Annotated in this window: 20 protein-coding genes; 14 read left to right on the top strand and 6 right to left on the bottom strand. The window is 71.8% G+C overall.

Features of this window, described 5'->3' with window-relative positions:
- The first annotated feature begins 45 nt into the window (after positions 1-45).
- Complete coding sequence (locus tag ACFYXV_RS07830) at positions 46-1,845, top strand: VanW family protein (RefSeq protein ID WP_385475532.1); 1,800 nt, start codon at positions 46-48, stop codon at positions 1,843-1,845.
- A 3-nt stretch (positions 1,846-1,848) separates the two neighbouring features.
- On the opposite strand, the gene ACFYXV_RS07825 is transcribed toward ACFYXV_RS07830, so the two are convergent.
- Both ACFYXV_RS07825 and ACFYXV_RS07820 read right to left on the bottom strand, forming a co-directional pair.
- A complete protein-coding gene (locus ACFYXV_RS07825) occupies positions 1,849-2,076 on the bottom strand; it encodes an acyl-CoA carboxylase epsilon subunit (RefSeq protein ID WP_385475533.1) in 228 nt (75 codons plus the stop codon).
- Positions 2,073-3,347, bottom strand: a complete 1,275-nt coding sequence (locus tag ACFYXV_RS07820; RefSeq protein WP_385475535.1) for a cytochrome P450 — start codon at positions 3,345-3,347, stop codon at positions 2,073-2,075. The genes ACFYXV_RS07825 and ACFYXV_RS07820 overlap by 4 nt, the downstream gene beginning before the upstream one ends.
- A 204-nt stretch (positions 3,348-3,551) precedes the next feature.
- Here ACFYXV_RS07820 and ACFYXV_RS07815 point away from each other — a divergent pair, with 204 nt between their 5' ends.
- The 4 genes from ACFYXV_RS07815 to ACFYXV_RS07800 are packed head-to-tail and all read left to right on the top strand — an operon-like array spanning position 3,552 to position 7,327.
- Positions 3,552-4,601, top strand: a complete 1,050-nt coding sequence (locus ACFYXV_RS07815; protein ID WP_383338528.1) for a type III polyketide synthase — start codon at positions 3,552-3,554, stop codon at positions 4,599-4,601.
- Between the two features lie 27 nt (positions 4,602-4,628).
- On the top strand, positions 4,629-5,846 hold the full coding sequence (locus ACFYXV_RS07810) for a cytochrome P450 (protein ID WP_385475538.1): 1,218 nt from the start codon (positions 4,629-4,631) through the stop codon (positions 5,844-5,846).
- On the top strand, positions 5,843-6,379 hold the full coding sequence (locus ACFYXV_RS07805) for a cupin domain-containing protein (protein ID WP_359181917.1): 537 nt from the start codon (positions 5,843-5,845) through the stop codon (positions 6,377-6,379). Before ACFYXV_RS07810 ends, ACFYXV_RS07805 begins: the two co-directional genes overlap by 4 nt.
- A 51-nt stretch (positions 6,380-6,430) precedes the next feature.
- Positions 6,431-7,327 (top strand): hypothetical protein, encoded by an 897-nt coding sequence (locus tag ACFYXV_RS07800; RefSeq protein WP_385475540.1) that lies wholly within the window; start codon positions 6,431-6,433, stop codon positions 7,325-7,327.
- Here ACFYXV_RS07800 and ACFYXV_RS07795 read toward each other — a convergent pair.
- The 3 genes from ACFYXV_RS07795 to ACFYXV_RS07785 form a co-directional block, all read right to left on the bottom strand.
- Positions 7,316-8,833, bottom strand: coding sequence for an MFS transporter (locus ACFYXV_RS07795; RefSeq protein ID WP_389382316.1), 1,518 nt, complete (start codon positions 8,831-8,833; stop codon positions 7,316-7,318). The genes ACFYXV_RS07800 and ACFYXV_RS07795 overlap by 12 nt on opposite strands.
- Positions 8,834-8,984: 151 nt before the next feature.
- Positions 8,985-10,169: an NUDIX domain-containing protein gene (locus ACFYXV_RS07790; protein ID WP_389382315.1), complete on the bottom strand. Its 1,185-nt coding sequence runs from the start codon at positions 10,167-10,169 to the stop codon at positions 8,985-8,987.
- Between the two features lie 76 nt (positions 10,170-10,245).
- Complete coding sequence (locus ACFYXV_RS07785) at positions 10,246-10,869, bottom strand: LysE/ArgO family amino acid transporter (RefSeq protein ID WP_385475546.1); 624 nt, start codon at positions 10,867-10,869, stop codon at positions 10,246-10,248.
- A gap of 69 nt (positions 10,870-10,938) precedes the next feature.
- Here ACFYXV_RS07785 and ACFYXV_RS07780 point away from each other — a divergent pair, with 69 nt between their 5' ends.
- The 7 genes from ACFYXV_RS07780 (at position 10,939) to ACFYXV_RS07750 (ending at position 18,550) form a co-directional block, all read left to right on the top strand.
- Positions 10,939-11,874, top strand: a complete 936-nt coding sequence (locus ACFYXV_RS07780) for a LysR family transcriptional regulator ArgP (RefSeq protein ID WP_389382469.1) — start codon at positions 10,939-10,941, stop codon at positions 11,872-11,874.
- A 69-nt stretch (positions 11,875-11,943) separates the two neighbouring features.
- Positions 11,944-12,336, top strand: coding sequence for a TOBE domain-containing protein (locus tag ACFYXV_RS07775; RefSeq protein ID WP_366102013.1), 393 nt, complete (start codon positions 11,944-11,946; stop codon positions 12,334-12,336).
- Positions 12,337-12,401: 65 nt separating this feature from the next.
- Positions 12,402-13,484 carry a magnesium/cobalt transporter CorA gene (gene corA, locus ACFYXV_RS07770; protein ID WP_385475550.1) on the top strand — a complete coding sequence of 361 codons (1,083 nt, stop codon included), beginning with the start codon at positions 12,402-12,404 and terminating at the stop codon, positions 13,482-13,484.
- Positions 13,485-13,834: 350 nt separating this feature from the next.
- Entirely contained in the window at positions 13,835-14,677 is an 843-nt protein-coding gene (locus ACFYXV_RS07765; protein WP_389382314.1) for a chitosanase, read from the top strand.
- Between the two features lie 409 nt (positions 14,678-15,086).
- Positions 15,087-15,440, top strand: coding sequence for a DUF805 domain-containing protein (locus tag ACFYXV_RS07760; protein WP_389382313.1), 354 nt, complete (start codon positions 15,087-15,089; stop codon positions 15,438-15,440).
- Positions 15,441-15,654: 214 nt separating this feature from the next.
- A complete protein-coding gene (locus tag ACFYXV_RS07755; protein ID WP_385465725.1) occupies positions 15,655-17,874 on the top strand; it encodes an NADP-dependent isocitrate dehydrogenase in 2,220 nt (739 codons plus the stop codon).
- A 127-nt stretch (positions 17,875-18,001) separates the two neighbouring features.
- Positions 18,002-18,550: a GNAT family N-acetyltransferase gene (locus ACFYXV_RS07750; RefSeq protein WP_389382312.1), complete on the top strand. Its 549-nt coding sequence runs from the start codon at positions 18,002-18,004 to the stop codon at positions 18,548-18,550.
- Positions 18,551-18,576: 26 nt separating this feature from the next.
- On the opposite strand, the gene ACFYXV_RS07745 is transcribed toward ACFYXV_RS07750, so the two are convergent.
- Positions 18,577-19,029, bottom strand: a complete 453-nt coding sequence (locus ACFYXV_RS07745; protein ID WP_385465719.1) for a hypothetical protein — start codon at positions 19,027-19,029, stop codon at positions 18,577-18,579.
- 208 nt (positions 19,030-19,237) lie between these two features.
- Here ACFYXV_RS07745 and ACFYXV_RS07740 point away from each other — a divergent pair, with 208 nt between their 5' ends.
- Both ACFYXV_RS07740 and ACFYXV_RS07735 read left to right on the top strand, forming a co-directional pair.
- Positions 19,238-20,164 carry a cation diffusion facilitator family transporter gene (locus ACFYXV_RS07740; RefSeq protein ID WP_385465716.1) on the top strand — a complete coding sequence of 309 codons (927 nt, stop codon included), beginning with the start codon at positions 19,238-19,240 and terminating at the stop codon, positions 20,162-20,164.
- 79 nt (positions 20,165-20,243) lie between these two features.
- On the top strand, positions 20,244-21,911 hold the full coding sequence (locus ACFYXV_RS07735; protein ID WP_389382311.1) for an endo-1,3-alpha-glucanase family glycosylhydrolase: 1,668 nt from the start codon (positions 20,244-20,246) through the stop codon (positions 21,909-21,911).
- Positions 21,912-21,962 lie beyond the last annotated feature (51 nt).

Below are 21,962 nucleotides of genomic sequence, written 5' to 3'. Positions count from 1 at the left end.
CACACCGACCCACCAGCGCCACCGGCACCGGGAGAAACGAGACACATGCGACGCGTACACCGCCTGAAGGTCAACCGGCGAACGGCCCTGCCCCTCGTCGGCGGAGCCGTCGTCCTCGGCTTCGGGGGCCTCTACCTCACCGGTCTGGCCGCGGCGGGCGACGCCATCGCCGACGGCACCCACGTACGCGGTGTCGACATCGGCGGCATGAGCCGTACGCAGGCCAAGACGGCGCTCGACCACGCGCTCGGCCCCGCCGCGGCCGCCCCGATCGAGCTGCGGATCGGCGACCGCACCGAGAAGGCCGCCCCCGCCGCCTTCGGGCTCTCCCTGGACACCGCCGCCACCGTCGACCGCGCCGCGCAGGGCGGATCCGACCCCTTCACCGTGATCGGGCGCCTCCTCACCCCGGCCGAGAACCGGCAGGTCGAGCCCGTGATCCGGACGGACGGCCCGACCAGCACCGCCGAGGTCGGCCGCATCACCTCCGCCGGCCCGCAGGCCCGCGACGGGGACATCACCTTCGAGGACGGCACGGCCCGGGTCACCGCCCCCGTCACCGGTGTCACCGTACGTGCCGGCCAGGCGGCCGACACCGTACGCGCCGCCTACCTGCGCCCCGAGGGCGGGCCGGTCGCCCTCCCCGTGGACCGCAAGGCCCCCGCCGTGGGGCAGCAGGAGACCGCGCGGGCCCTGAAGGAGTTCGCCGAGCCCGCGATGTCCGGCCCGGTCACCCTCTCCGTGGCCGGGAAGACCGTCACCCTCACCCCCGCCGTGCTGGGCAAGCACCTGTCGGTCGAGCCCGACGCGCAGGGCCGGCTGGTCCCGAAGCTGGACGCCAAGGGGCTGCTGGCCGAGCCCGCGGTCGCTCGGCAGATGGCCGAGGCCACCAGCCCTTCGCGCGGGGCCTCCTTCACCGTGGACGCCTCGGGCCGCGCGGTCGTCGCCCGGGACGGGCGCTCCGGGGTGCAGGTCACCGAGAAGGCCTTCGCCGACGCCGTGGTCCCGCTGCTGACGCGCACCGGCGCCGCCCGCACCGGCGAGGTCGCCGTGACGACGGTCCGGCCGCGGCTGACCGCCGAGAACGCCGAGCGCCTCGGCATCAAGGAGAAGATGTCCTCCTTCACGGTCGAATTCCCGGCCGCGCCGTACCGCACCACCAACATCGGGCGGGCGGTGGAGCTGATCAACGGCTCCGTCGTGATGCCCGGCGAGACGTGGAGCTTCAACAAGACGGTCGGCGAGCGGACCAAGGAGAACGGCTTCGTCGACGGGATCATGATCAACGACGGCCAGTACGTGAAGTCCCCCGGCGGCGGGGTCTCGGCGGTCGCGACGACCATGTACAACGCCATGTTCTTCGCGGGCGTCCACCCGCTGGAGCACGGGGCCCACTCGTTCTACATCGAGCGCTACCCGGAGGGCCGCGAGGCCACCGTCGCCTGGGGCACCCTCGACCTGCGCTGGAAGAACGACTCCGGCCACGCGATCTACGTCAAGGCCGAATCCACCGACACCTCGGTGACCATCAGCCTGCTCGGCACGAAGAAGTACGACGAGATACGCGCGACCCAGGGCCCGCGGGAGAACACCACCCCGCCGGGCAAGCGCACGGGCTCCGGCCCCACCTGCGAGGTCCAGAGCCCGCTGGAGGGCTTCGACGTGGCCGTCGACCGTGTCTTCGTCCAGGGCGGGAAGGAAGCCAAGCGCGAGACCTACCGTACGCACTACACCCCGCGCGACGAGGTCACCTGCGAGGACCCGGCGACCCCGGGCGCATCGGCGTCGCCGAGCCCTTCGGCGTCCCCGACGGGCCCGGCCGCATCGCAGCCGGGCCGCGCCTGACGGCTATACGAAGCCCGCGGGCGGGCGCGCCCGCCAGGAGTGGGCGGGGCAGTGCACCACCGACGTCACGTTCCGGTCCCAGTGGGCCCGGTGGCGGCGGGAGGAGCGGGCATGGGGCGCGCACGGCACGGGGGCCGTGCGCGCCAGTATGAGCAGGGCGGCCGTGAGGGCCGCCAGTTCTATGTGGTCCGGGGTGCCCCGGACCACCTTGATCCGGTGCCGGCGTATCACCAGGTCACCGGGAGGGTCTTGGGCCCTCTGATCAGGGCGCCGGCCTGCCATTCGAGCTGCTCGGGCGGCACGGCCAGGGCCAGGCGCGGATAGCGTTCGACCAGCGTCGTGATGATGATCTCGGACTCCATACGGGCCAGCATCGAGCCGACGCAGTGGTGGGGCCCGTTGCCGAAGGCCATGTGGGCGATGGGGCCGCGGTCGAAGTCCAGCGCGTCCGGGTTCGGGAAGACCTCGGGATCGCGGTTGGCCGCGAGGTACGAGGAGTACACGGTGTCCCCGGCCTTGATCGTGACCCCGGCGATGTCCACGTCCCGCGTGGCGATCCGCGGCAGGCCGACCCCGCTGCGGTGCGGGATGAACCGCAGCAGCTCGTCGACCGCCTGGGGGATCATCTCAGGCTCCCGGCGCAGCCGTTCGTGGTGCTCCGGATGGGTGAGCAGGGCGTACACCATGTTCGCGCTGTTGTTGCGGACTGCGTGCGCACCGCTCACGAGGATCGCGGTGGCGATGGAGACGGCCTCCGGCTCGGTGATCTCACCGGCGTCGGCGGCTCCGGCGAGGACCCCGGCCAGGTCGTCGCTCTGCTTCTCCCGCCGCATGGCGAGCAGGGCGACCACGCATTCGCGCACGGTCTTGAGGGCGTCGGTGCTCTTGTCGGGGGACGGGCCCGGGGTCATGATCACGTTCGCCCAGGAGGTCATGTCCTGGCGCATGTCCTGTGGCATTCCGAGCAGGTCGGCGACGGCCGCGAGCGGGAACGGGCCGTGCAGGTGCTCGACCAGGTCCGCCGGCGAGCCGTGCCGCTCCATCTCGTCCAGGAGCCCGTCGGCCGTGTGCTGCACGGTCGGCCGCAGCTTCTGCATGCTCTTGCCGGTGAACGCCCGGGCGACCACGCGGCGCATGTCGTTCAGGCGCGGCGGGTCGGCGTAGTTCATCGACGCCTGCTGCGAGGCGATCGCGTGCGGGGAGGAGGCGGTGATGGTCCGGCCGACCAGCTCGGACCGGCTGAAGCGCGGGTCGGTGGTCGCCGCCTTCACGTCGGCGTAGCGCGCCATCAGCCAGGCGGTGCCCTGGCCGAACGGCAGCCGGATCCGGGCGGCCCGGTCCTCCCGCAGGCGCTCGTGAAGGAACGGGTCGAATTCCAGGGCCTCGAAGTCGTCCAGGTTCCAGCAGTGCACCGGTTCGCCCGAGGCCGGGTCCACCCCGGTGTCCCTCTCCGGGTCCATCTCCGGCTCAGGCCTGAGGGCGGTTTGCGGGTCTGACGTCATGGTTCATCTCCCTGCGTGGATGTCACCCCCCGAGGCGCGATTCCGCGGGAAATCGGCACGGCCATCCCTTCCCTCACGTCACGCGCTCCGCTGCCTCCACGGCGCAGCGTCACCGGATTGGCTCATGTCTCCAACGCCGTAGTCCCGCGCGCGCATCCGGCGGAGGTCGATGAGGCTGTGTCAGACACGAAAGGAGAGCCACCCATGGCGACTCTGTGCAGGCCAACGGTGTCCGTGCCCGAGCACGTGATCACGATGGAGCAGACCCTTGATCTGTGCCGGTCCGTACACGCGGACCATCCGCAGCTCGACCTGGCGCTGCGCCTGATCCGCAACACCGGCGTCGCGAAGCGGCACATCGTGCAACCCATCGAGGAAACGCTCAAGCACCCCGGTTTCGAATCGCGCAACGCCGTGTACGAGGCCGAGGCCAAGCGGCGGGTCCCCGCGGTGGTGCGGCAGGCGCTGGAGGACGCCCAGCTGCGGGCCCAGGACATCGACATGATCATCTACGTGTCGTGCACGGGCTTCATGATGCCCTCGCTGACCGCTTGGATGATCAACGCGCTGGGGTTCCGGACGGACACGCGGCAGCTGCCCATCGCCCAGCTGGGCTGTGCGGCGGGCGGCGCCGCCGTCAACCGGGCCCACGACTTCTGCCTCGCCTACCCCGAGGCGAACGCGCTGATCGTGTCCTGCGAGCTCTGCTCGCTGTGCTACCAGCCCGCCGACCTGGAGGTCGGCAACCTGCTCTCCAACGGCCTGTTCGGCGACGGAGTGGGCGCGGCCGTCGTCCGCGGCCGGGGCGGAACCGGCATGCAACTGCACCGCAACAGCTCGTACATCATCCCCCAGACGGAGGACTGGATCATGTACGACGTCAAGTCCACCGGGTTCCACTTCAAGCTCGACCGGCGGGTCCCGGGGACGATGGAACCGCTCGCGCCGTCCCTCAAGGACCTGGCCAAGCTCCATGGCTGGGACGCCGCCGCGCTGGATTTCTACATCATCCACGCCGGCGGACCGCGCATCCTGGACGACCTCAGCAAGTACCTCGGTGTGGCACCCGAGGCATTCCGCTTCAGTCGGGCCACACTGACCGAGTACGGCAACATCGCAAGCGCCGTCGTCCTGGACGCACTGCGCCGCATGTTCGACGAGAACGGCACCGCCGACGCCGCGCGGGGCCTGCTGGCCGGATTCGGCCCGGGCATCACCGCGGAGATCTCACTGGGCAGCTGGACCTCGGAATGAGGACCGGGTGAGGGAGGAATCCAAAGAATGCTGAAGGACGGCCCCGCAACCTCAAGGCCACCCATCACGCACTGGCCCACCCCGGCTCTGGACGGGGTCGACTTCGACCCCGTCCTCGCCGAGCTCATGCGGGCCGGTCCGATCACCCGGATCCGGATGCCCAACGGAAGCGGGTGGGCCTGGCTCGTCTGCGGGTACGAAGACGTGCGCACGGTGGCCAACGATCCCCGGTTCAGCCGCAAGCTGGTCGTGGAACACGATGTCACCCGCCTGGCCCCGCACTTCATCCCCGCACCGGGTGCGGTCGGGTTCGAGGACCCGCCCGACCACACCCGGCTGCGGCGTACGGTCGGCGCGGCCTTCACCACCCCCGGGGTGGAGCGCCTGCGCACCCGTGCGAAGGAGATGCTCGACGGCTACGTGGAAGGCATCCTGCGCGACGGACCGCCCGTCGACCTGACCGAACGCCTGCTGGCGCCCTTCCCGCTCGCCGTCGTGTGCGAGCTGATGGGCGTACCGGAGGAGGACCGGCCCAGGGTCCACGAATGGACCACGCTCATCCTCTCCTCCGCCCAGGGCGCCGAACGCAGCGAACAGGCGAAGAACGACATGTGCGCCTACCTGGGCGGGCGCATGCGCACCGGGGAGGTCGCCGGCGGCGACAGCGTCATCGGGCTCCTGGTGAAGGCCATCGAGGCGGGCGAGGTCACCGCCGAGGAGGCCACCGGCCTCGCCCTGCTCCTCCAGATCGGGGGCGAGGCCGTCACCAACAACGTGGGCAACATGGTCTACATCCTGCTCACCCGGCCGGACCTGATGGACCGGATGCGCAGCGACCCCGCCCTGCGGCCCTCGGCCATCAACGAGCTGCTGCGCTACATCCCGCACCGCAACGCCGTCGGCCTCTCCCGGATCGCCCTTGAGGACGTGACGGTGGCCGGCCAGCTCATCCGGGCGGGCGAGGCGATCTACGTGTCGTACCTCGCGGCCAACCGCGACCCGGAGGTCTTCCCCGACCCCCACGAGCTGGACCTGGAGCGCAGCCCCAACCCGCACGTCTCCTTCGGGTACGGACCCCACTTCTGCCCCGGGAACATGCTCGCCCGCCTCGAATCCGAGCTGATGGTGGACGCCCTCCTGGACCGCTTCGCGGACCTGCGCTTCAGCGTCCCCGTGAAGGAACTGCGCTGGCGGCCGGGGGCCCTCATCCGCGGGCCCGAAGGTCTGCCCGTGACCTGGTCATGACCGCGCACGTCGCCCGCGACGGGCTGCTCGTGCCACCGGGTCACGGCCGCAAGCTGCACACCGACGCCCAGCAGGTCACGTTCAAGGTCACCGGGGAGCACTCCACGGTGGCCTCCAGCTTCGAGGTCGTCGTACCGCCCGGGTTCGACGTGGGGGCACACCTGCACACCCGTAGTGAGGAGCTCTTCTACGTCCTGGAGGGTGAACTCGACGTCATGGCCTTCGAGCCTCGCGTCCGTTCCGGGGACGACTGGCGACACTGGGAGGCGCTCGACGGACGCCAGGTCGTCCGTGCCACGCCAGGAACCGTCATCGTGGTTCCGCCCGGTTGTCCGCACGCCTTCGCGAACCCCACCGGCGAACCGGCCCGGATGTTCTTCCAGGCCTCCCCGCCCCCCGATCACGAGCGGTACTTCGAGGAGCTCCTCGAACTGCTCGACACGAGCGCCACCCCGGATCCCGCCGCGGTCCACGCACTCCGGAAGCGCTACGACATCGAACAGCTCACGCCGCTGCGCCACGAGCTGTCCTGACCACCACGGCAACACCCCTCACCCAAACGCACACCATTCTCGGGAGAATTCATGCTGCGCACGCGCCGCAAACTTCGCACCGCCACGTACGTCCTCGCGACCATGATCGCCGCCAGTGCCTCGGTCGCCGCGGCCCCGGCACAGGCCGCCCGCTCCCTGCCGTCCTACTGGTGCTACCTCAACGGTGTCGAGGTGAGGTCCGGCCTGTCGGTGGTGAGGGGCACGGAGGGCGTCGACACGATCACGTGCGAGAACGACGTCGAGAACGTCATCATCGACGGCGGCGGCGGCAACGACAACATCCGCGTCAAGGGCATGCTGATCGACGCCCAGCTGCTCGGCGGCGAGGGTGACGACACCCTCCAGGTCAACAACCTCGCCCCGAAGTACGGCAACTCCTCGGTGCGCGGCGGCGCGGGCAACGACACCATCATCACCGCCCTCGTCGTGGGCACGGCGGCGCACGGCGCCAGCGTCTACGGCGACCACGGCGACGACAAGATCACCACGGGCAGCGTCATGGGTGCGCCCGGAGACTACGAGCGCGGCGGCGGCCAGGTCTTCGGCAACGACGGCAGCGACCTGATCCGCACGGGCAACGTCGACCTCGGCGGCCGGGTCCTCGGCGGCAGCGAGAACGACGTCATCGAGCCCAAGTCGGTCGGCGCCGAGTCCGCGGGCATCGTCCAGGGCGGCCCGGGCAACGACACGGTCCGCGGTCTGAACGACACGGTCCTGACGATCGGCCCCGGCTACGGCCAGGTCGACGGCGGGATCGGGACCAACTCCTGCCGGATCAGGCACTTCTCGACCGGCGACCGGGTCCGCAGCTCGCTGTCGAACTGCGCGAACACCGAGGCGGGCCCGGCCACCCCCGCCAAGCCCGCCGACTCCACCGCCCCCGCCAAGCCGGCGGCGCCCGCGTCCGCCGGGCACTCACCCCGCTGACGGTCGGCGGCCCGCGGGCGCGCCGTGCGCGCGCTCCATCGACAGGCCGCCGGGAAGCAGGAACAGGGTCAGCACCGCACCGGCGGCGAAGATGCCCGCCGATGCCGTGAAGACCGTGTGATATCCCTCCAGGGCAGCCCGCGCCATCAGTTCCGGCGTGGGCTGCCGTCCTGCCAGGGAGCGGGCGACGGCTCCGGCGGCAAGGGTGCTCATGAGCGCCGTGCCGACGGAGCCGCCGGTCTGCCGCATGGCGTTGACCGTCGCGGAGCCGACTCCCGCGTCCCGCGGGTCGATGCCGGCCGTGCCGAGGTTCATGGCGGCCGCCGTGATGAGACCCATGCCCAGCCCCGTGGCCACCTGGCCCGGCAGCACGTCGACGACGTACGGGCCGGTTGCCGTGAGGGTCGACAGCCAGGCCATGCCGCACGCCGACAGCAGCATCCCGACGACGATGCGCGGACGCCCGCCGATCCTGCCCAGCAGCCCCGTGTTGCTGCCGATCGCGCTGATCATGGTGCAGCAGGACATCGGCATGAAGGCCAGCCCGGTCAGGGCCGGGCTGTAGCCGCGGGCGTGCTGGAGGTAGTACGTCAGGAACAGGAACACCCCGAACATGCCGACCCCGGTGATGAACACGGACGCCAGGGCCGTGCCCCGGACCCGGTCGAGCACGATCCGCAGGGGCAGCAGCGGGTGCGCGCTGCGCCGCTGCCACCAGACGAATGCGGCGAGCAGCAGCCCGGAGGCGACCAGGAAGCCCAGCGTGTGCTCCGACTCCCAGCCGCGGGGACCGGCCGTGGCGAGCCCGTAGACCAGACAGAACAGCCCGGACGACGCCAGCACCGTGCCCGGCAGGTCCAGCCGGGGAGGCGTGGTGGGCGCGGGCCGCTTCAGCCACAGCACGCCGCCGGTGACGGCGACGGCGGCGAACACGAGGTTCACGTACATCGTCGAGCGCCAGCTCAGGTGCTCGGTGAGGACACCGCCCAGCAGCAGCCCCACGGCGCCCCCGGACGCGGCGAGCGATCCGAACACGCCGAAGGCCTTGGCCCGTTCGGCGGGGGCCGCGAACGTCGTGGTCAGCAGTGAGAGCGCGGCCGGAGCCAGCAGCGCCGCGAACACCCCTTGCAGGCCGCGGGCCGTGACGAGGACCCCGAAGGTGGCCGCGGCGCCGCCGAGCGCGGATGCCGCCGCGAAGCCGATCTGCCCGACGAGGAAGGCCCGGCGGCGGCCGAACTTGTCGGCCAGCCGTCCGCCGAGCAGCAGCAGGCTGCCGAAGGTGATCGCGTAGGAGGTCACCACCCATTGCCGCTGGTCGTCGGAGAACCCGAGTCCGGCCTGGGCCGAGGGCAGGGCGATGTTCACGATGGTCGCGTCGAGGACGACCATGAGCTGGGCGAGGCCGATGACGGCCAGGATCCACCAGCGGCGCGGATCGGGCGGCGCCGCGGCGTCGGGGACGGCGGAAGCGGTGCTGGTTCCGGGACGGGGCGGCTCTGCGGACATGGGGGACTCCATGGGTTCCGCGCGTTCTCGCCGGCGAGAGGGCGTACGCGTGTGCGTGGACTGTCTGCTTCGACGATGCGCGAGAGCGCCCGCTCACCCGCGCGCCACGCCATGACGCCGTCCGGATGGACCAGTGCCGCGTTCGTTTCCCCTACCGTTTCCCCTTCGTCTTCCTGTCCTTCGCCCTCCCCTTCTCCTTCTCCTTCTCCTTGCTCTTGCGCGGGGCGCCGGCCGGGCGGCCGGCGTGGAGCTCCACCGGTCCCGTGCCCTCGGCGCGGGCGCGCAGGCAGGCCTCGATCTGGCGGCGCAGGGAGGGTTTGACCAGCGTGCGCAGCTCGCCGGCGGTCACGGCCCGCCAGCGCAGCAGCTCGAAGGGGGCGAGCCGGATCCGGGCCAGGGCGGCTGCGTCCAGGACACCGCCGTCGTAGAGGAAGCGGATGCGGGCCGGGTAGCCGGGCTTGTGGGCCCAGTTGACGCCGAGCAGCCGGCCCGGCGCGAGGTCGAGGCCGAGCTCCTCCCGCACTTCCCGGCGGGCGGCGGCCCGCGGGGTCTCGCCGAGGTCGCTGTCGATCCCGCCGCCCGGCAGGTTCCAGCGCCCCGAGCTTCCGTACGAGGGCTCCACCAGCAGGATCCGGCCCGCGGAGTCGGTGAACAGCACGCTCGCGGCGGTGATGGCCTTGGGGCGGGCGGCCCGGTGGCTCGCGGCGTCGAAGGACCCGGCGTGCTCCAGGGCGGTACGCCGCCGCGGGTCCAGGCCGGCGGGGGAGCCGGGCTGTGGCACCCCGTCGACGAGGTGCGCCAGGGAGCCGGCGTACAGGGCGGCCAGACCGGCGCGCAGCCGGGGCGCGAGCCGGGCGGGCAGCACCGCGTACGCCTCCTCCGGCGCGAGCCACCGGGCTCCGGCGGGCTCCCCGCCCGCGGAGGAGAGCGCGCCGGCCCGCTTCGCCGGGAGCGGGCCGACGAGGTGGACGTGGGCGATGAGGGAGCGGCCGAGGGAGCCGGGCCGCCGGGATTCCACGGCGAGCAGCCGGCCGATCGGCGCGGTCAGGCCCAGCTCCTCCTCCAGCCCGCGGGCCAGGGCCTCCTCCGGGGTCTGCGTGTCCTCGACGGCGGCGCCCGGAAGCTCCGCGTCCGCCCGGTGCGGGGGCGCCAGTACGAGGACCCGCCCGGCGGAGTCCAGAACGATCGCGGTGGCGGCGACGAGCGGGGACGGCCGGGCGGCGTAGTACAGGCGGACCTCGTCGGGGGAGGGGCGCTCGGCCGGCCGGTCGGAGGGGCGGTCGGAGGGGCGGTCAGAGGGGCGCTCGGCCGGTCGGTCGGAGGGGCGGTCGGGCAAAGCGGGCTCCTCGTGTCTGGTCGTGCCACCGTACGGGGCGGACCCCTGCCCCGCGCGGGCCCGCCGCGCTCGCCGCTCAGGCCCGGGCCAGGAGCATCCCGCCCATCGTGACCATGGTCGCCGCGACCAGCCCGTCCAGCACCCGCCAGGCCGAGGGGCGCGCCAGCGGGCCGCTCAGCAGCCGGGCGCCGTAGCCGAGGGCGGCGAACCAGACCAGGCTGGCCAGCCCGGCCCCGACGCCGAAGGCCCAGCGCAGGTCCCCGCGGTCGGAGGCGAGGGAGCCGAGCAGCAGGACGGTGTCCAGGTAGACGTGCGGATTGAGCCAGGTCATGGCCAGACAGGCCAGCACGGCCCCGCGGCGCGAGCCGGCGGCCGCGCCCTCGGTGCCCAGGGCCGCGCCGGGGGCGGGCCGCAGCACCCGCCGGGCGGCGAGGAACCCGTAGGCGATCAGGAAAGTGCCGCCGGCGATGGCGACCGCGGTCAGGGCGGCCGGCCAGGCGGTCACGAAGGCGCCGACCCCGGCGACGCCGAGGGCGATGAGGACCGCGTCGGAGACGGCGCAGATCGCGACCACGGCGAGGACGGCGTGCCGGCGCACCCCCTGCCGCAGGACGAAGGCGTTCTGCGCGCCGATGGCGACGATGAGGGAGAGTCCGGTGCCGAAGCCGGCGAGGGCCGCCGCGATGATGCCGTGTGTCATGTCTTCGACCGTAAGCAGTGGTGTTGCTTTAGTACAGCTAAAGATTTTTACGTACCCTTAGCGTTCGTGATGGACGAACTCCCCCTGGACCAGGTACGGACCCTGCTCGCGGTGGTCGACGAGGGCACCTTCGACGCCGCGGCCGCGGCCCTGCACGTGACCCCCTCCGCCGTGAGCCAGCGGGTCAAGGCGCTGGAGCAGCGAACCGGCCGGGTGCTGCTGATGCGGACGAAGCCCGTACGGGCGACCGAATCCGGACAGGTGGTGGTCCGCTTCGCCCGGCAGCTGGCCCGGCTGGAGCGGGACGCGCGCGCCGAGCTCGGAATGGCCCAGGAATCGGGCGGCCCGGTGCGGCTGCCGATCGCCGTCAACGCGGACTCGCTGGCCACCTGGTTCCTGCCGGCGCTCACGCGGGTGCCGCAGGACCCGCCGGTCTTCTTCGAGCTGCACCGGGAGGACGAGGGACACACGACGGCCCTGCTGCGGGAGGGGCAGGTGATGGCGGCGGTCACCTCCTCGCCCGACCCGGTGGCGGGGTGCACCGTACGGAGGCTGGGGCTGGCGCGGTACCTGCCGGTGGCCAGCCCCGGGTTCGTGGCCCGGTACCTGGCCGGGGACACCGAACGGGGCCTGCGGGAGGCCCCGGTGATCGTGTTCGACCGGCGGGACGAGCTCCAGGACGGGTTCGTACGGTCGCTGACCGGCGATCAGGACGCCGGGGCGGGGCCGCTGCGCCACCACGTGCCGACCTCGGAGGGGTTCCGTGACGCGGTGGCGGCCGGGCTGGGCTGGGGACTCGTGCCGGAGACCCAGTCGCAGCCGCTGGTGCGCGCGGGACGGCTGGTACTGCTGATGCCGAGCCGTCCGCTGGACGTGCCGCTGTACTGGCAGCAGTGGAAACTCGACTCCCCGGCGCTGTCGACGGTGGCGGAGGTGGTGGCGGCCGCGGCGGCCGAGGCCCTGCGCCAGGACGGGAGCGGGGCGGTGAGCGGCATCCGGCGGTGAGCGGGACCCGGTGGTGAGCGGGACCCGGTGGTGATCGGGATCCGGCGGGGCACCCCCTAAGCTGCGGGCATGGAGTCCTACACGATCGGCCAGGCCGCCCGGCTGCTCGGCGTGAGCGTCGACACGGCCCGCCGCTGGGCCGACGCCGAGCGCTTCCCCACCCGCCGGGAGGGCACGCGGCGGATGGTGGACGGGCCGGACCTGGCCGCGTTCTGCGTACAGGCCGCACAGGAGGCCGGCGAGGGTGAGGACGCCCCGTACACCTCGGCGCGCAACGCCTTCCCCGGCATCGTCACCGCCGTGAAGCTCGGCACGGTCGACGCCCAGGTGGAGATCCAGGCCGGGCCGCACCGCGTCGTGTCGCTCCTGACCCGGGAGGCCGTGGAGGAGCTCGGCCTGGAGGTCGGCGCGCAGGCCGTGGCCCGGGTGAAGTCGACGAGCGTGTTCATCGACAGGGTCTGACGGGGCCGGCCGGCGGCGGTGGCAGACTGGCCGCTGATCCGCCGAAGGGAAGTACCCCGTTGTCCATGTTCAGCAACCTGCGCCGGGCCGTGCGCCGCGGCTACCGGCGCGCCGTCGACCTCAGCCACCCCTCCCGCTCCCCGCTCGGCAGCGCGGTGGTCAACTGCGTGGTCTACGTGGACGGCGCACGGCAGGACGGCTGTGCCGAGGTGGAGGAGGCGCTGCGGCGGGTGCGCAAGACGGGGGAGGGCTTCGTCTGGATCGGCCTGCACGAACCGACCAGGGAGGAACTCGCCGGGCTCGCCGAGCTGTTCGGACTGCACCCCCTCGCCGTCGAGGACGCGGTGAACGCGCACCAGCGCCCCAAGGTGGAGCGGTTCGACGACATCCTGTTCTCCGTCTTCAAGACGGTGCGCTACGTGGAGCACGAGGAGCTCACCGCGACCAGCGAGGTCGTGGAGACCGGTGAGCTGATGGCCTTCACCGGCGACGACTTCGTCATCACCATCCGGCACGGCGGTCACGGCACGCTGGGCCCGGTCCGCGAGAGCCTGGAAGCGGCGCCCGGCCAACTGGCCAAGGGGCCCGCCTCGGTGCTGCACGCGATCGCCGACCACGTCGTCGACGACTACGTGGCCGTCACGGACGCGGTGCAGAACGACATCGACTCCGTCGAGACCGCGGTGTTCAGCGAGTACGGAGGCCGGGGCGACGCGGGCCGCATCTACCAGCTCAAGCGCGAACTGCTGGAGCTGCGCCGGGCGGTGGCCCCGCTGGGCCGCCCGCTCCAGCACCTGGCCACGCAGCCGATACCGGTGATCCCGGCGGAGGTCCGCGCCTACTTCCGCGACGTGGCCGACCACCTGACCCGGGCCACCGACCAGATCAACGGGTACGACGCCCTGCTCGACTCCATCCTCCAGGCGCACCTCGCGCAGGTGACCGTCGCGCAGAACGAGGACATGCGCAAGATCACCGCGTGGGCGGCCATCGTGGCCGTGCCGACCATGGTCTGCGGGATCTACGGCATGAACTTCGACAACATGCCCGAGCTGCACTGGACGTACGGCTACCCCATCGTGGTCGGCGTCATGGCCCTCGCCTGCTTCGTCATCCACCGGGGCTTCCGCCGCAACGGCTGGCTCTGAGCCGGCCGGCTCCGAGCCTTTCGAGCCAGGGGCCCGCGCGCCGAACACCGCGATCGGGGCGCGGGGATCTCCCCTCCGTCCCACGGGTCCGCCCGGTGCGAGAGCCGCAGGCACCGGGCCGTTCTCCGTGGTGTGCCCGCAGTCAACCAAGTGCGCGGGGACCGGGGGCACTGGTCCCGGGTACGGAAATCCGGCCACCGCGCGTCCCGCGCGTTGGTCGATGAACCAGCGTTGTCGCACCCTTTGCTCCCGGTCGCGCGCAGGGCGTGCGGGGTATTGAGCTGTCCCGAGCTCTGGTAGTAAAGTTTCCTAACGAAGTCGCGAAGCCTCAACTCCCCCATGGAGGTCTTGTGTTCGCCCCCCACCGCAAGAGAATCGCCATCGGCGCTCTGCTCGGCAGCGCCCTCCTCGCCGTACCGGTCACCGCCCACGCGACATCGGCCGCCCCCGCGGTCGCGCCCGCCGCCGCGGTGTCGGCGAAGGCCACCGGGCTCGACGACCCGGCGAAGAAGGACATCGCCATGCAGATCGTCTCCAGCGCGGAGAACTCCTCCCTGGACTGGAAGGCGCAGTACAAGTACATAGAGGACATAGACGACGGCCGCGGCTACACGGCCGGGATCATCGGCTTCTGTTCCGGCACCGGCGACATGCTCGACCTCGTCGAGTACTACACCGACGTGAAGCCGGGCAACGTGCTCGCCAAGTACCTGCCGGCCCTCCGGAAGGTCGACGGCACGGACTCGCACAAGGGGCTCGACCCGAACTTCACCAAGGACTGGGCGAAGGCGGCGCAGGACACCGAGTTCAAGAAGGCCCAGGACCACGAGCGCGACCGGGTCTACTTCAACCCGGCCGTCGGCCAGGGCAAGTCCGACGGGGTCGGCACGCTCGGCCAGTTCATGTACTACGACGCCATCGTCATGCACGGGGACGGCGGCGACTCCACCAGCTTCCGCAACATCCGCAAGCGGGCCCTGTCCAAGGCCAAGCCCCCGGCCCAGGGCGGGAACGAGACCACCTGGCTGAACGCCTTCCTCGACGCGCGGGTCTGGGCGATGAAGCAGGAGGAGGCGCACAGCGACACGAGCCGTGTCGACACCGCGCAGCGGGTCTTCCTCAAGAAGGGCAACCTGAACCTCAACACCCCGCTGGACTGGAAGGTCTACGGGGACTCGTTCCACATCGGCTGAGCCGCAGGTGAGTTCACGGCGTCCCGTGCCGGTGCGAGGGTCCGGCACGGGACGCCGTGCGCGTACGTGACAGCGGCTGACAGGGTCGCGGAGCCGTAACGATGTGGGTGCGAACGAGGGTGCTCCGGCGGGGGCGAGGGGGCGTGCGGGTTGCCTACGAGTGACTCGGAAGCCTCTCCGGCATCACGAAATGGCACCTATCTCCCCTGTTTCGTCACGCGCTGTGACTCGACGCGATCCGTGGGTTCCAAGTGACGCCCGAGGCCCGTGACTTTGGTCGATGAAGCAGCGAAATGCGGCTCTTCCGGCGGGTTGTGAAGTGGCTTGACCACCACATAAGCGGGGCATAAGTTCTGCCTCGGCTTGCTCCATCGAGGACGGGCCGACGAACCGTCCACAGGGGGGACCCATGAACTACTACACCGACGTCCTGAAGAAGTACGTCGTCTTCTCCGGCCGCGCCCGCCGCCAGGAGTTCTGGATGTTCGTACTGTTCAACTTCGCCGTCTCGATCGTCGTCGGCATCATCGACACCGTCATCGGCGCCGGCGGCATCCTCTCCGGCCTGTACAGCCTGGCGGTCCTCCTGCCGGCTCTCGGCCTTGCGGTCCGTCGCCTGCACGACACGAACAAGTCCGGTTGGTGGCTGCTGCTGTACTTCATCCCCGTCCTCGGCTGGATCGCCCTGATCGTCTTCTGGGCCATCGAGGGCCAGCCGCAGCCGAACGAGTACGGCCCGAACCCGAAGGCCGTCCACGCCTGAGCAGGCCCGTACGCCTGATCGTCTGAGCGCCGCCCCGGCCGGAATCGGCCGCGGGGCGGCGCTTTCGCCGTTCCGCGGGCCGTGCGGGCCGGGGCGTGACGCGCGTCTCCCCGGGACTCGGGCAGGGGGCTGTCCGGACCGGCCCGATCACGAGATATCTTGATGTCGAGCAATGTTGCAGACGAGAGACGCAGACTGTGGAGCGGAGCATCCGGTGACTGACTCGACCATCATCTACACGCACACTGACGAGGCCCCGGCCCTCGCGACGTATTCCTTCCTGCCTGTGATCCAGGCCTACGCGTCGACGGCCGGTGTGAATGTCGAGACCCGTGACATCTCCCTGGCCGGTCGGATCATCGCCAGCTTCCCGGAGCACCTGGAAGAGGGCCAGCGGATCGCGGACGCCCTCGCCGAGCTCGGCGAGCTGGCGAAGACGCCGGAAGCGAACATCATCAAGCTGCCCAACATCTCGGCCTCGATCCCGCAGCTGAAGGCCGCGGTCGCCGAGCTCCAGGGCCAGGGCTACGCGCTCCCGGACTACCCGGACGACCCGAAGACCGACGAGGAGCGCGAGATCCGCGCCCGCTACGACAAGGTCAAGGGCAGCGCCGTCAACCCGGTCCTGCGCGAGGGCAACTCCGACCGCCGCGCCCCCGCCTCGGTCAAGAACTACGCCAAGGCCCACCCGCACCGCATGGGCGCCTGGACCTCCGGGTCGAAGACGAACGTGGCCACCATGGGCGCGAACGACTTCCGCTCCACCGAGAAGTCCGCGGTCGTCACCGAGGCCGGCACGCTCCGCATCGAGCACGTCGCCGCCGACGGCACCGCCACCGTCCTGCGCGAGTCCGTACCGGTCCTGGCCGGTGAGGTCGTGGACGCGTCCGTCCTGCACGTCGACGCGCTGCGCACCTTCCTGAACGACCAGATCGAGCGCGCCAAGGCCGAGGACGTCCTGTTCTCCGTGCACCTCAAGGCCACGATGATGAAGGTCTCCGACCCGATCATCTTCGGCCACGTGGTCCGCGCCTTCTTCCCGAAGACCTTCGCCCGCTACGGCGAGACCCTGGCCGCCGCCGGCCTGTCCCCGAACGACGGCCTCGGCACCATCCTGAACGGCCTGGGCGCGCTCTCCGACGCCGACGCGATCAAGGCCTCCTTCGACGCCGAGATCGCCGAGGGCCCGGCCCTCGCGATGGTCGACTCGGACAAGGGCATCACCAACCTGCACGTGCCGTCCGACGTCATCGTCGACGCCTCCATGCCGGCCATGATCCGCACCTCCGGCCACATGTGGGGCCCGGACGGCAACGAGGCCGACACCCTGGCCGTCCTCCCGGACAGCAGCTACGCGGGCGTCTACCAGGCCGTCATCGACGACTGCCGCGCGCACGGCGCCTTCGACCCGGCCACCATGGGCTCGGTGCCGAACGTCGGCCTCATGGCCCAGAAGGCCGAGGAGTACGGCAGCCACGACAAGACCTTCGAGATCGCCGCCGCGGGCACCGTCCGCGTCGTCGACGCCGAGGGCAACGTCGTCCTGGAGCAGCAGGTCGCCAAGGGCGACATCTTCCGCGCCTGCCAGACCAAGGACGCCCCGATCCAGGACTGGGTCAAGCTCGCCGTCACCCGCGCCCGCGCCACCGGCGTCCCGGCCGTCTTCTGGCTGGACGAGGGCCGCGCGCACGACGCGCAGCTGATCGCCAAGGTCAAGACGTACCTCGCCGACCACGACACCGACGGTCTCACCATCGAGATCCTCTCCCCGGTCAAGGCCACCGCGTACTCCCTGGAGCGCATCCGCCGCGGCGAGGACACCATCTCGGTGACCGGCAACGTGCTGCGCGACTACCTGACGGACCTCTTCCCGATCCTGGAGCTGGGCACCAGCGCCAAGATGCTGTCGGTCGTCCCGCTCATGAACGGAGGCGGCCTCTTCGAGACCGGCGCCGGCGGCTCCGCCCCCAAGCACGTCCAGCAGCTGGTCAAGGAGAACTACCTGCGCTGGGACTCCCTCGGTGAGTTCCTCGCGCTGGCCGTCTCCTTCGAGCACCTCGCGACCACCACCGGCAACGCCCGCGCCCAGGTGCTGGCCGACACCCTGGACCGCGCGACCGGCACCTTCCTCAACGAGGACAAGTCGCCGAGCCGCAAGCTGGGCGGCATCGACAACCGCGGCAGCCACTTCTACCTCGCCCTGTACTGGGCGCAGGAGCTGTCGCGCCAGACCGACGACCCGAAGCTGGCCGCGGCGTTCGACCCGCTCGCCAAGACGCTGGCCGAGTCCGAGGAGAAGATCGTCGGCGAGCTCATCGCCGTCCAGGGCTCCCCGGCCGAGATCGGCGGGTACTACCAGCCCGACGCCGCGAAGGCCTCGGCGGTCATGCGGCCGTCCGCGACCTTCAACCAGGCGATCGCTTCCCTCGCCTGAGGTCCGATCGTCTCGATCGATTCCGCCCCGGTCGGCAGCCGCCGACCGGGGCGGACCCGTACGCGGCCGCCGTCGCGCACCGGAAACCCGGTTGCGGGGCGGTTCGGCCGACGGCTAGGAAGTCCTGGTGATCCAGGGAACTCTGGCCGGGCTGCGCGCCCGGCACGCCGATGACGTAGCCGTGCTCCACGCCGGGCTGTACGAGGACGTGGCGACCCGCTCGCGCGCCGAGGCGGGGCCGTGGCGCCCGATAGCCCCGAGCACCGGCCACTCCCCGTACGAGCCCTCCGCCCCCTCCGAGACCGTCTCGTTCTTCTCCGTGTTCGAAACCGCCACCGGAGCGCTCGCGGGCGACGCCGCGCTCTGGGGCATCGACCTCCACAACCGCGGCGGTCACCTGGGGATCTCCCTGCTGCCCGGCTCCCGCGGCCGGGGCCTGGGCGCGGAGGTCGTGCAGCTGCTGTGCCACTACGGGTTCACCGTCCGCGGGCTGCACCGGCTCCAGCTGGAGACGCTCGCCGACAACGCCGCCATGATCGGCGCCGCGACCCGCGCGGGCTTCACCCTGGAGGGCACCTTGCGGAGCTCCGCCTGGGTCGCGGGGGCCTTCGTCGACGAGGTGATCCTGGGTCTGCCGGCGGGGGAGTGGCAGCGGGGGCCCGAACCGCGCTGGTGAGCGCCCGGGCCCGGGCGCGCGGGTGCTCAGAGCCGGTGGACGCGCTCCCCCTCGAAGGTCAGCGGGGACCGGCCCGAGGCCAGGATGCGCAGCCCGGGGGCCGCCGTCAGCAGGCGCCGCAGCCAGGCCAGCGCCTCCGGCGCGAGGTGCTCGGTGCCGTCCAGGACCAGGAGCATGTCCCGCTCCGCGAGCCAGGAGACGGGGTCCGCCGTCCCGTACGGCAGGATCGGCATGCCCGGTACGCAGCCCAGGGCGGTCGTCAGCTCGCGCACGCCGAAGGGCCTGCCGATCGCGACGACGGCCGCGCCGTCGCAGAAATTGGACGAGAGCCGCTCGGCGATCTCCCGCACCAGCCGGCTCCGCGGCTCCCGGAACCACCCCGTGACCGTCAGCACCCGCCCCCGCCGCACGACGGTCAGCAGCCGCGACAGCTCGTCGGACGTCGCGGGCAGCGTGCCGGCCCGGCCTGCATCCCTCATCGGCACGATGCCCCCCATTGCATGCGTGTCCCATGCGCGGCCAAGGGTTCATTCGAGCCGCGTAGCGACGATTATGCGCCAGTTCTGCCGGATGGCCAGGGGAATGTCGGATTCCGGATAAGTTGTACATGTGGCACCCGTTTGTCCATTCGGCCAGGTGGGGGACGCCCGGCGGGCGCGTGAGGTCCTCCTGTGATCGGATCTGATCATGGGTCACGACCACGGAGCTTCCTCGGCGGCCGCCGGGACCGTCAGCGGAACGTTCCGTGCCCGCCTGCTCTGGACCATCGGCATCAGCGCCACGATCACCCTGATCCAGGTCGTCGGCTCCGTGCTCTCCGGCAGCCTCGCCCTCCTCGCCGACGCCGCGCACAGCCTCACCGATGCCGTCGGAGTCTCCCTCGCGCTCGGCGCGGTCACCCTCGCCCAGCGCGCCCCGACCCCGCGCCGCACCTTCGGCTTCTACCGGGTCGAGATCTTCTCCGCCGTCCTGAACGCACTGCTCCTCCTCGCGATCTTCGTCTGGGTCCTCTACACCGCCATCCGCCGCTTCAGCGAACCCGTCGAGGTCAAGGGCGGGCTGATGTTCGGCGTCGCCGTGCTGGGCCTGGCCGCCAACGGCGTCGGCCTCTGGCTGCTGCGCGACGCCAAGGAGCACAGCCTCAACCTGCGCGGCGCCTACCTCGAAGTGCTCGGCGACGCCCTCGGCTCCGTCGCCGTCATCATCGGCGGCCTGGTCATCCTGATCACCGGCTGGCAGGCCGCCGACCCCATCGCCTCCATCGTCATCGGCCTGCTCATCGTCCCGCGCGCCTACGGACTGCTGCGCGAGGCCACCCACGTCCTGCTGGAGGCCACTCCGCAGGACATGGACCTGGCCGAGGTGCGAAGACACCTCCTGGAGGAGCCCGGCGTACTGGCCGTGCACGATCTGCACGCCTGGACGGTCACCTCCGGCATGCCCGTCCTCACCGCGCACGTCGTGGTCGCCGCCGAGACCCTGCGCGGCGAGGAGCACGGGAAGCTGCTCGCCCGGCTCCAGGCCTGCGTCGGCGAGCACTTCGACACGGCCCACTCCACCCTCCAGCTGGAACCGGAGGGCCACGTCGAGGACGAGCGGGCCCTGCACACCTGACGGTTGTCCGGGAGCCGCCGATCGGCTGTACTGCTCTGCAGCCCCGTAACCGGGGCGCGTGCAGGGGAGGGCACCCACGATGAGTTCACACCGCCGACGCCGTCCGGGCTTCCGGGGCCGGCCGCTCGCGACCCTGCTCGCCGCCGCCTTCCTGCTCGCCGGAGTCTGCGCCGCCGCCGGCATCGCGTGGAACCCGTTCACGGCCGACGCCCGCCAAGGCGCCGTGTCCGCCCCCGTGATCGGCACGCCCTGGGCCGCCGGGCCCGGCACGGGCGCGGGGACCACGGCACCCGGCGCCACCGGCACGTCCCCGACCGCACCCGGCCCGAGCCCCGACGGGCCGGCCCGGAGCCCGGGCGCCGGGGACGCGGGAGGCGGGCGGTCCGCCGGCGCCCTGCCGTTCGACCTGCCCGCCCCGGCCGCCCTGCGCACCGGCGAAGCGGGCAGGAAGCTGGTGTTCGCGCACTACTTCACCCCGTACCCCCTCTCACTGGACAACGCGAGCGCCGACGCCGACTACTACACCCGCAACTACCTGAACCCGGCGGGGGAGAACGGCAAGCACGAGCGGTACGGGGGCCTGCTGCGCGACCGGCCGCCGCCCACCCCGCCCAAGTCCGGAAACTGGGAACGGGCCAACCTGGAGCAGGAGGTGCGCACCGCCCGCGCCGCCGGCCTCGACGGGTTCACGCTCGACATGCTCTCCCTGTCCGGGCCGAACCGGGACCGCGCCCAGCTCCTGATGGAGGCCGCCCACACCGTCGACCCCGCCTTCAAGATCATGCTGATGCCGGACATGACCTCCCTGAACACGGACGACCCCGGCGTGCTCGCCGACGCCGTCGCGGCCCTGGGCAAGGCCCCCGCCGCGCACCGCCTCGGCGACGGCCGCCTCGTCGTCTCCCCCTTCAAGGCCGAGGCCAAGAGCGTCGCCTGGTGGACGCAGGTGCTCGACCTCCTCAGGACCCGGCACGGCATCCGCACCGCCTTCGTCCCGACGTTCCTCGACTACGACGCCAACAGCGCGGGGTTCGCGCCGATCAGCCACGGCTTCTCCGAATGGGGCAGCCGCAGCTACGTCGGCCAGGAGAGCGCCACCCGCGACGTACAACGGGCCCACGGCATGGGCAAGATCTGGATGCAGCCCGTGTCGGTCCAGGACGCCCGCCCCAACCAGGGCGTCTACGACGAGGCGGGCAACACCGCCACCCTGCGCTCCACATGGACGCACGCCATCGACGACGGCGCCGACTGGGTGCAGCTCACCACCTGGAACGACTACTCCGAGGGCAGCCAGTTCGCGCCCTCGCTGCACAACGGGTACGCCTACCTGGACCTCTCCTCGTACTACCTGACCAAGTTCAAGACGGGCAGCTGGCCGAAGATCGTCCGCGACACGCTGTACGTATCCGCCCGGACCCAGTTCGCCTCCGCGGACCCCGCCGGAGCCCAGTCGCTGGTGATGTCCCTGCGCAAGGGCAGCGCCGCGCCCCGCGACACGGTCGAGGTGCTCAGCTTCCTGAGGGCCCCGGCGACCGTCCGCACGGTGGTCGGCGCCGCCCGGGACGCGCACGAGGCCCCGGCCGGCATCCACTCCGCACTCCTCCCGCTGCGCCCGGGCACCAGCTCGGCGGCGGTGGTGCGCGACGGGAAGGCCGGGGCGGAGGTGGAACTGCCCTACGCGGCGGACCGCACGGTGCAGGTCCAGGACCTGCAGTACTACGCCGTCACGAGCGGGCGCGACTAGACCGGGGCACCTTGCGGATCAGGGCCGGCCAGGCCCGTTCCGCCACCGTGT

Source organism: Streptomyces sp. NPDC002181 (genome assembly GCF_042890485.1).
In the GTDB taxonomy this organism is placed as follows: domain Bacteria; phylum Actinomycetota; class Actinomycetes; order Streptomycetales; family Streptomycetaceae; genus Streptomyces.
Note: the sequence above shows the minus strand (reverse complement) of the source record. Positions and strands in the feature narration are given on the sequence as shown.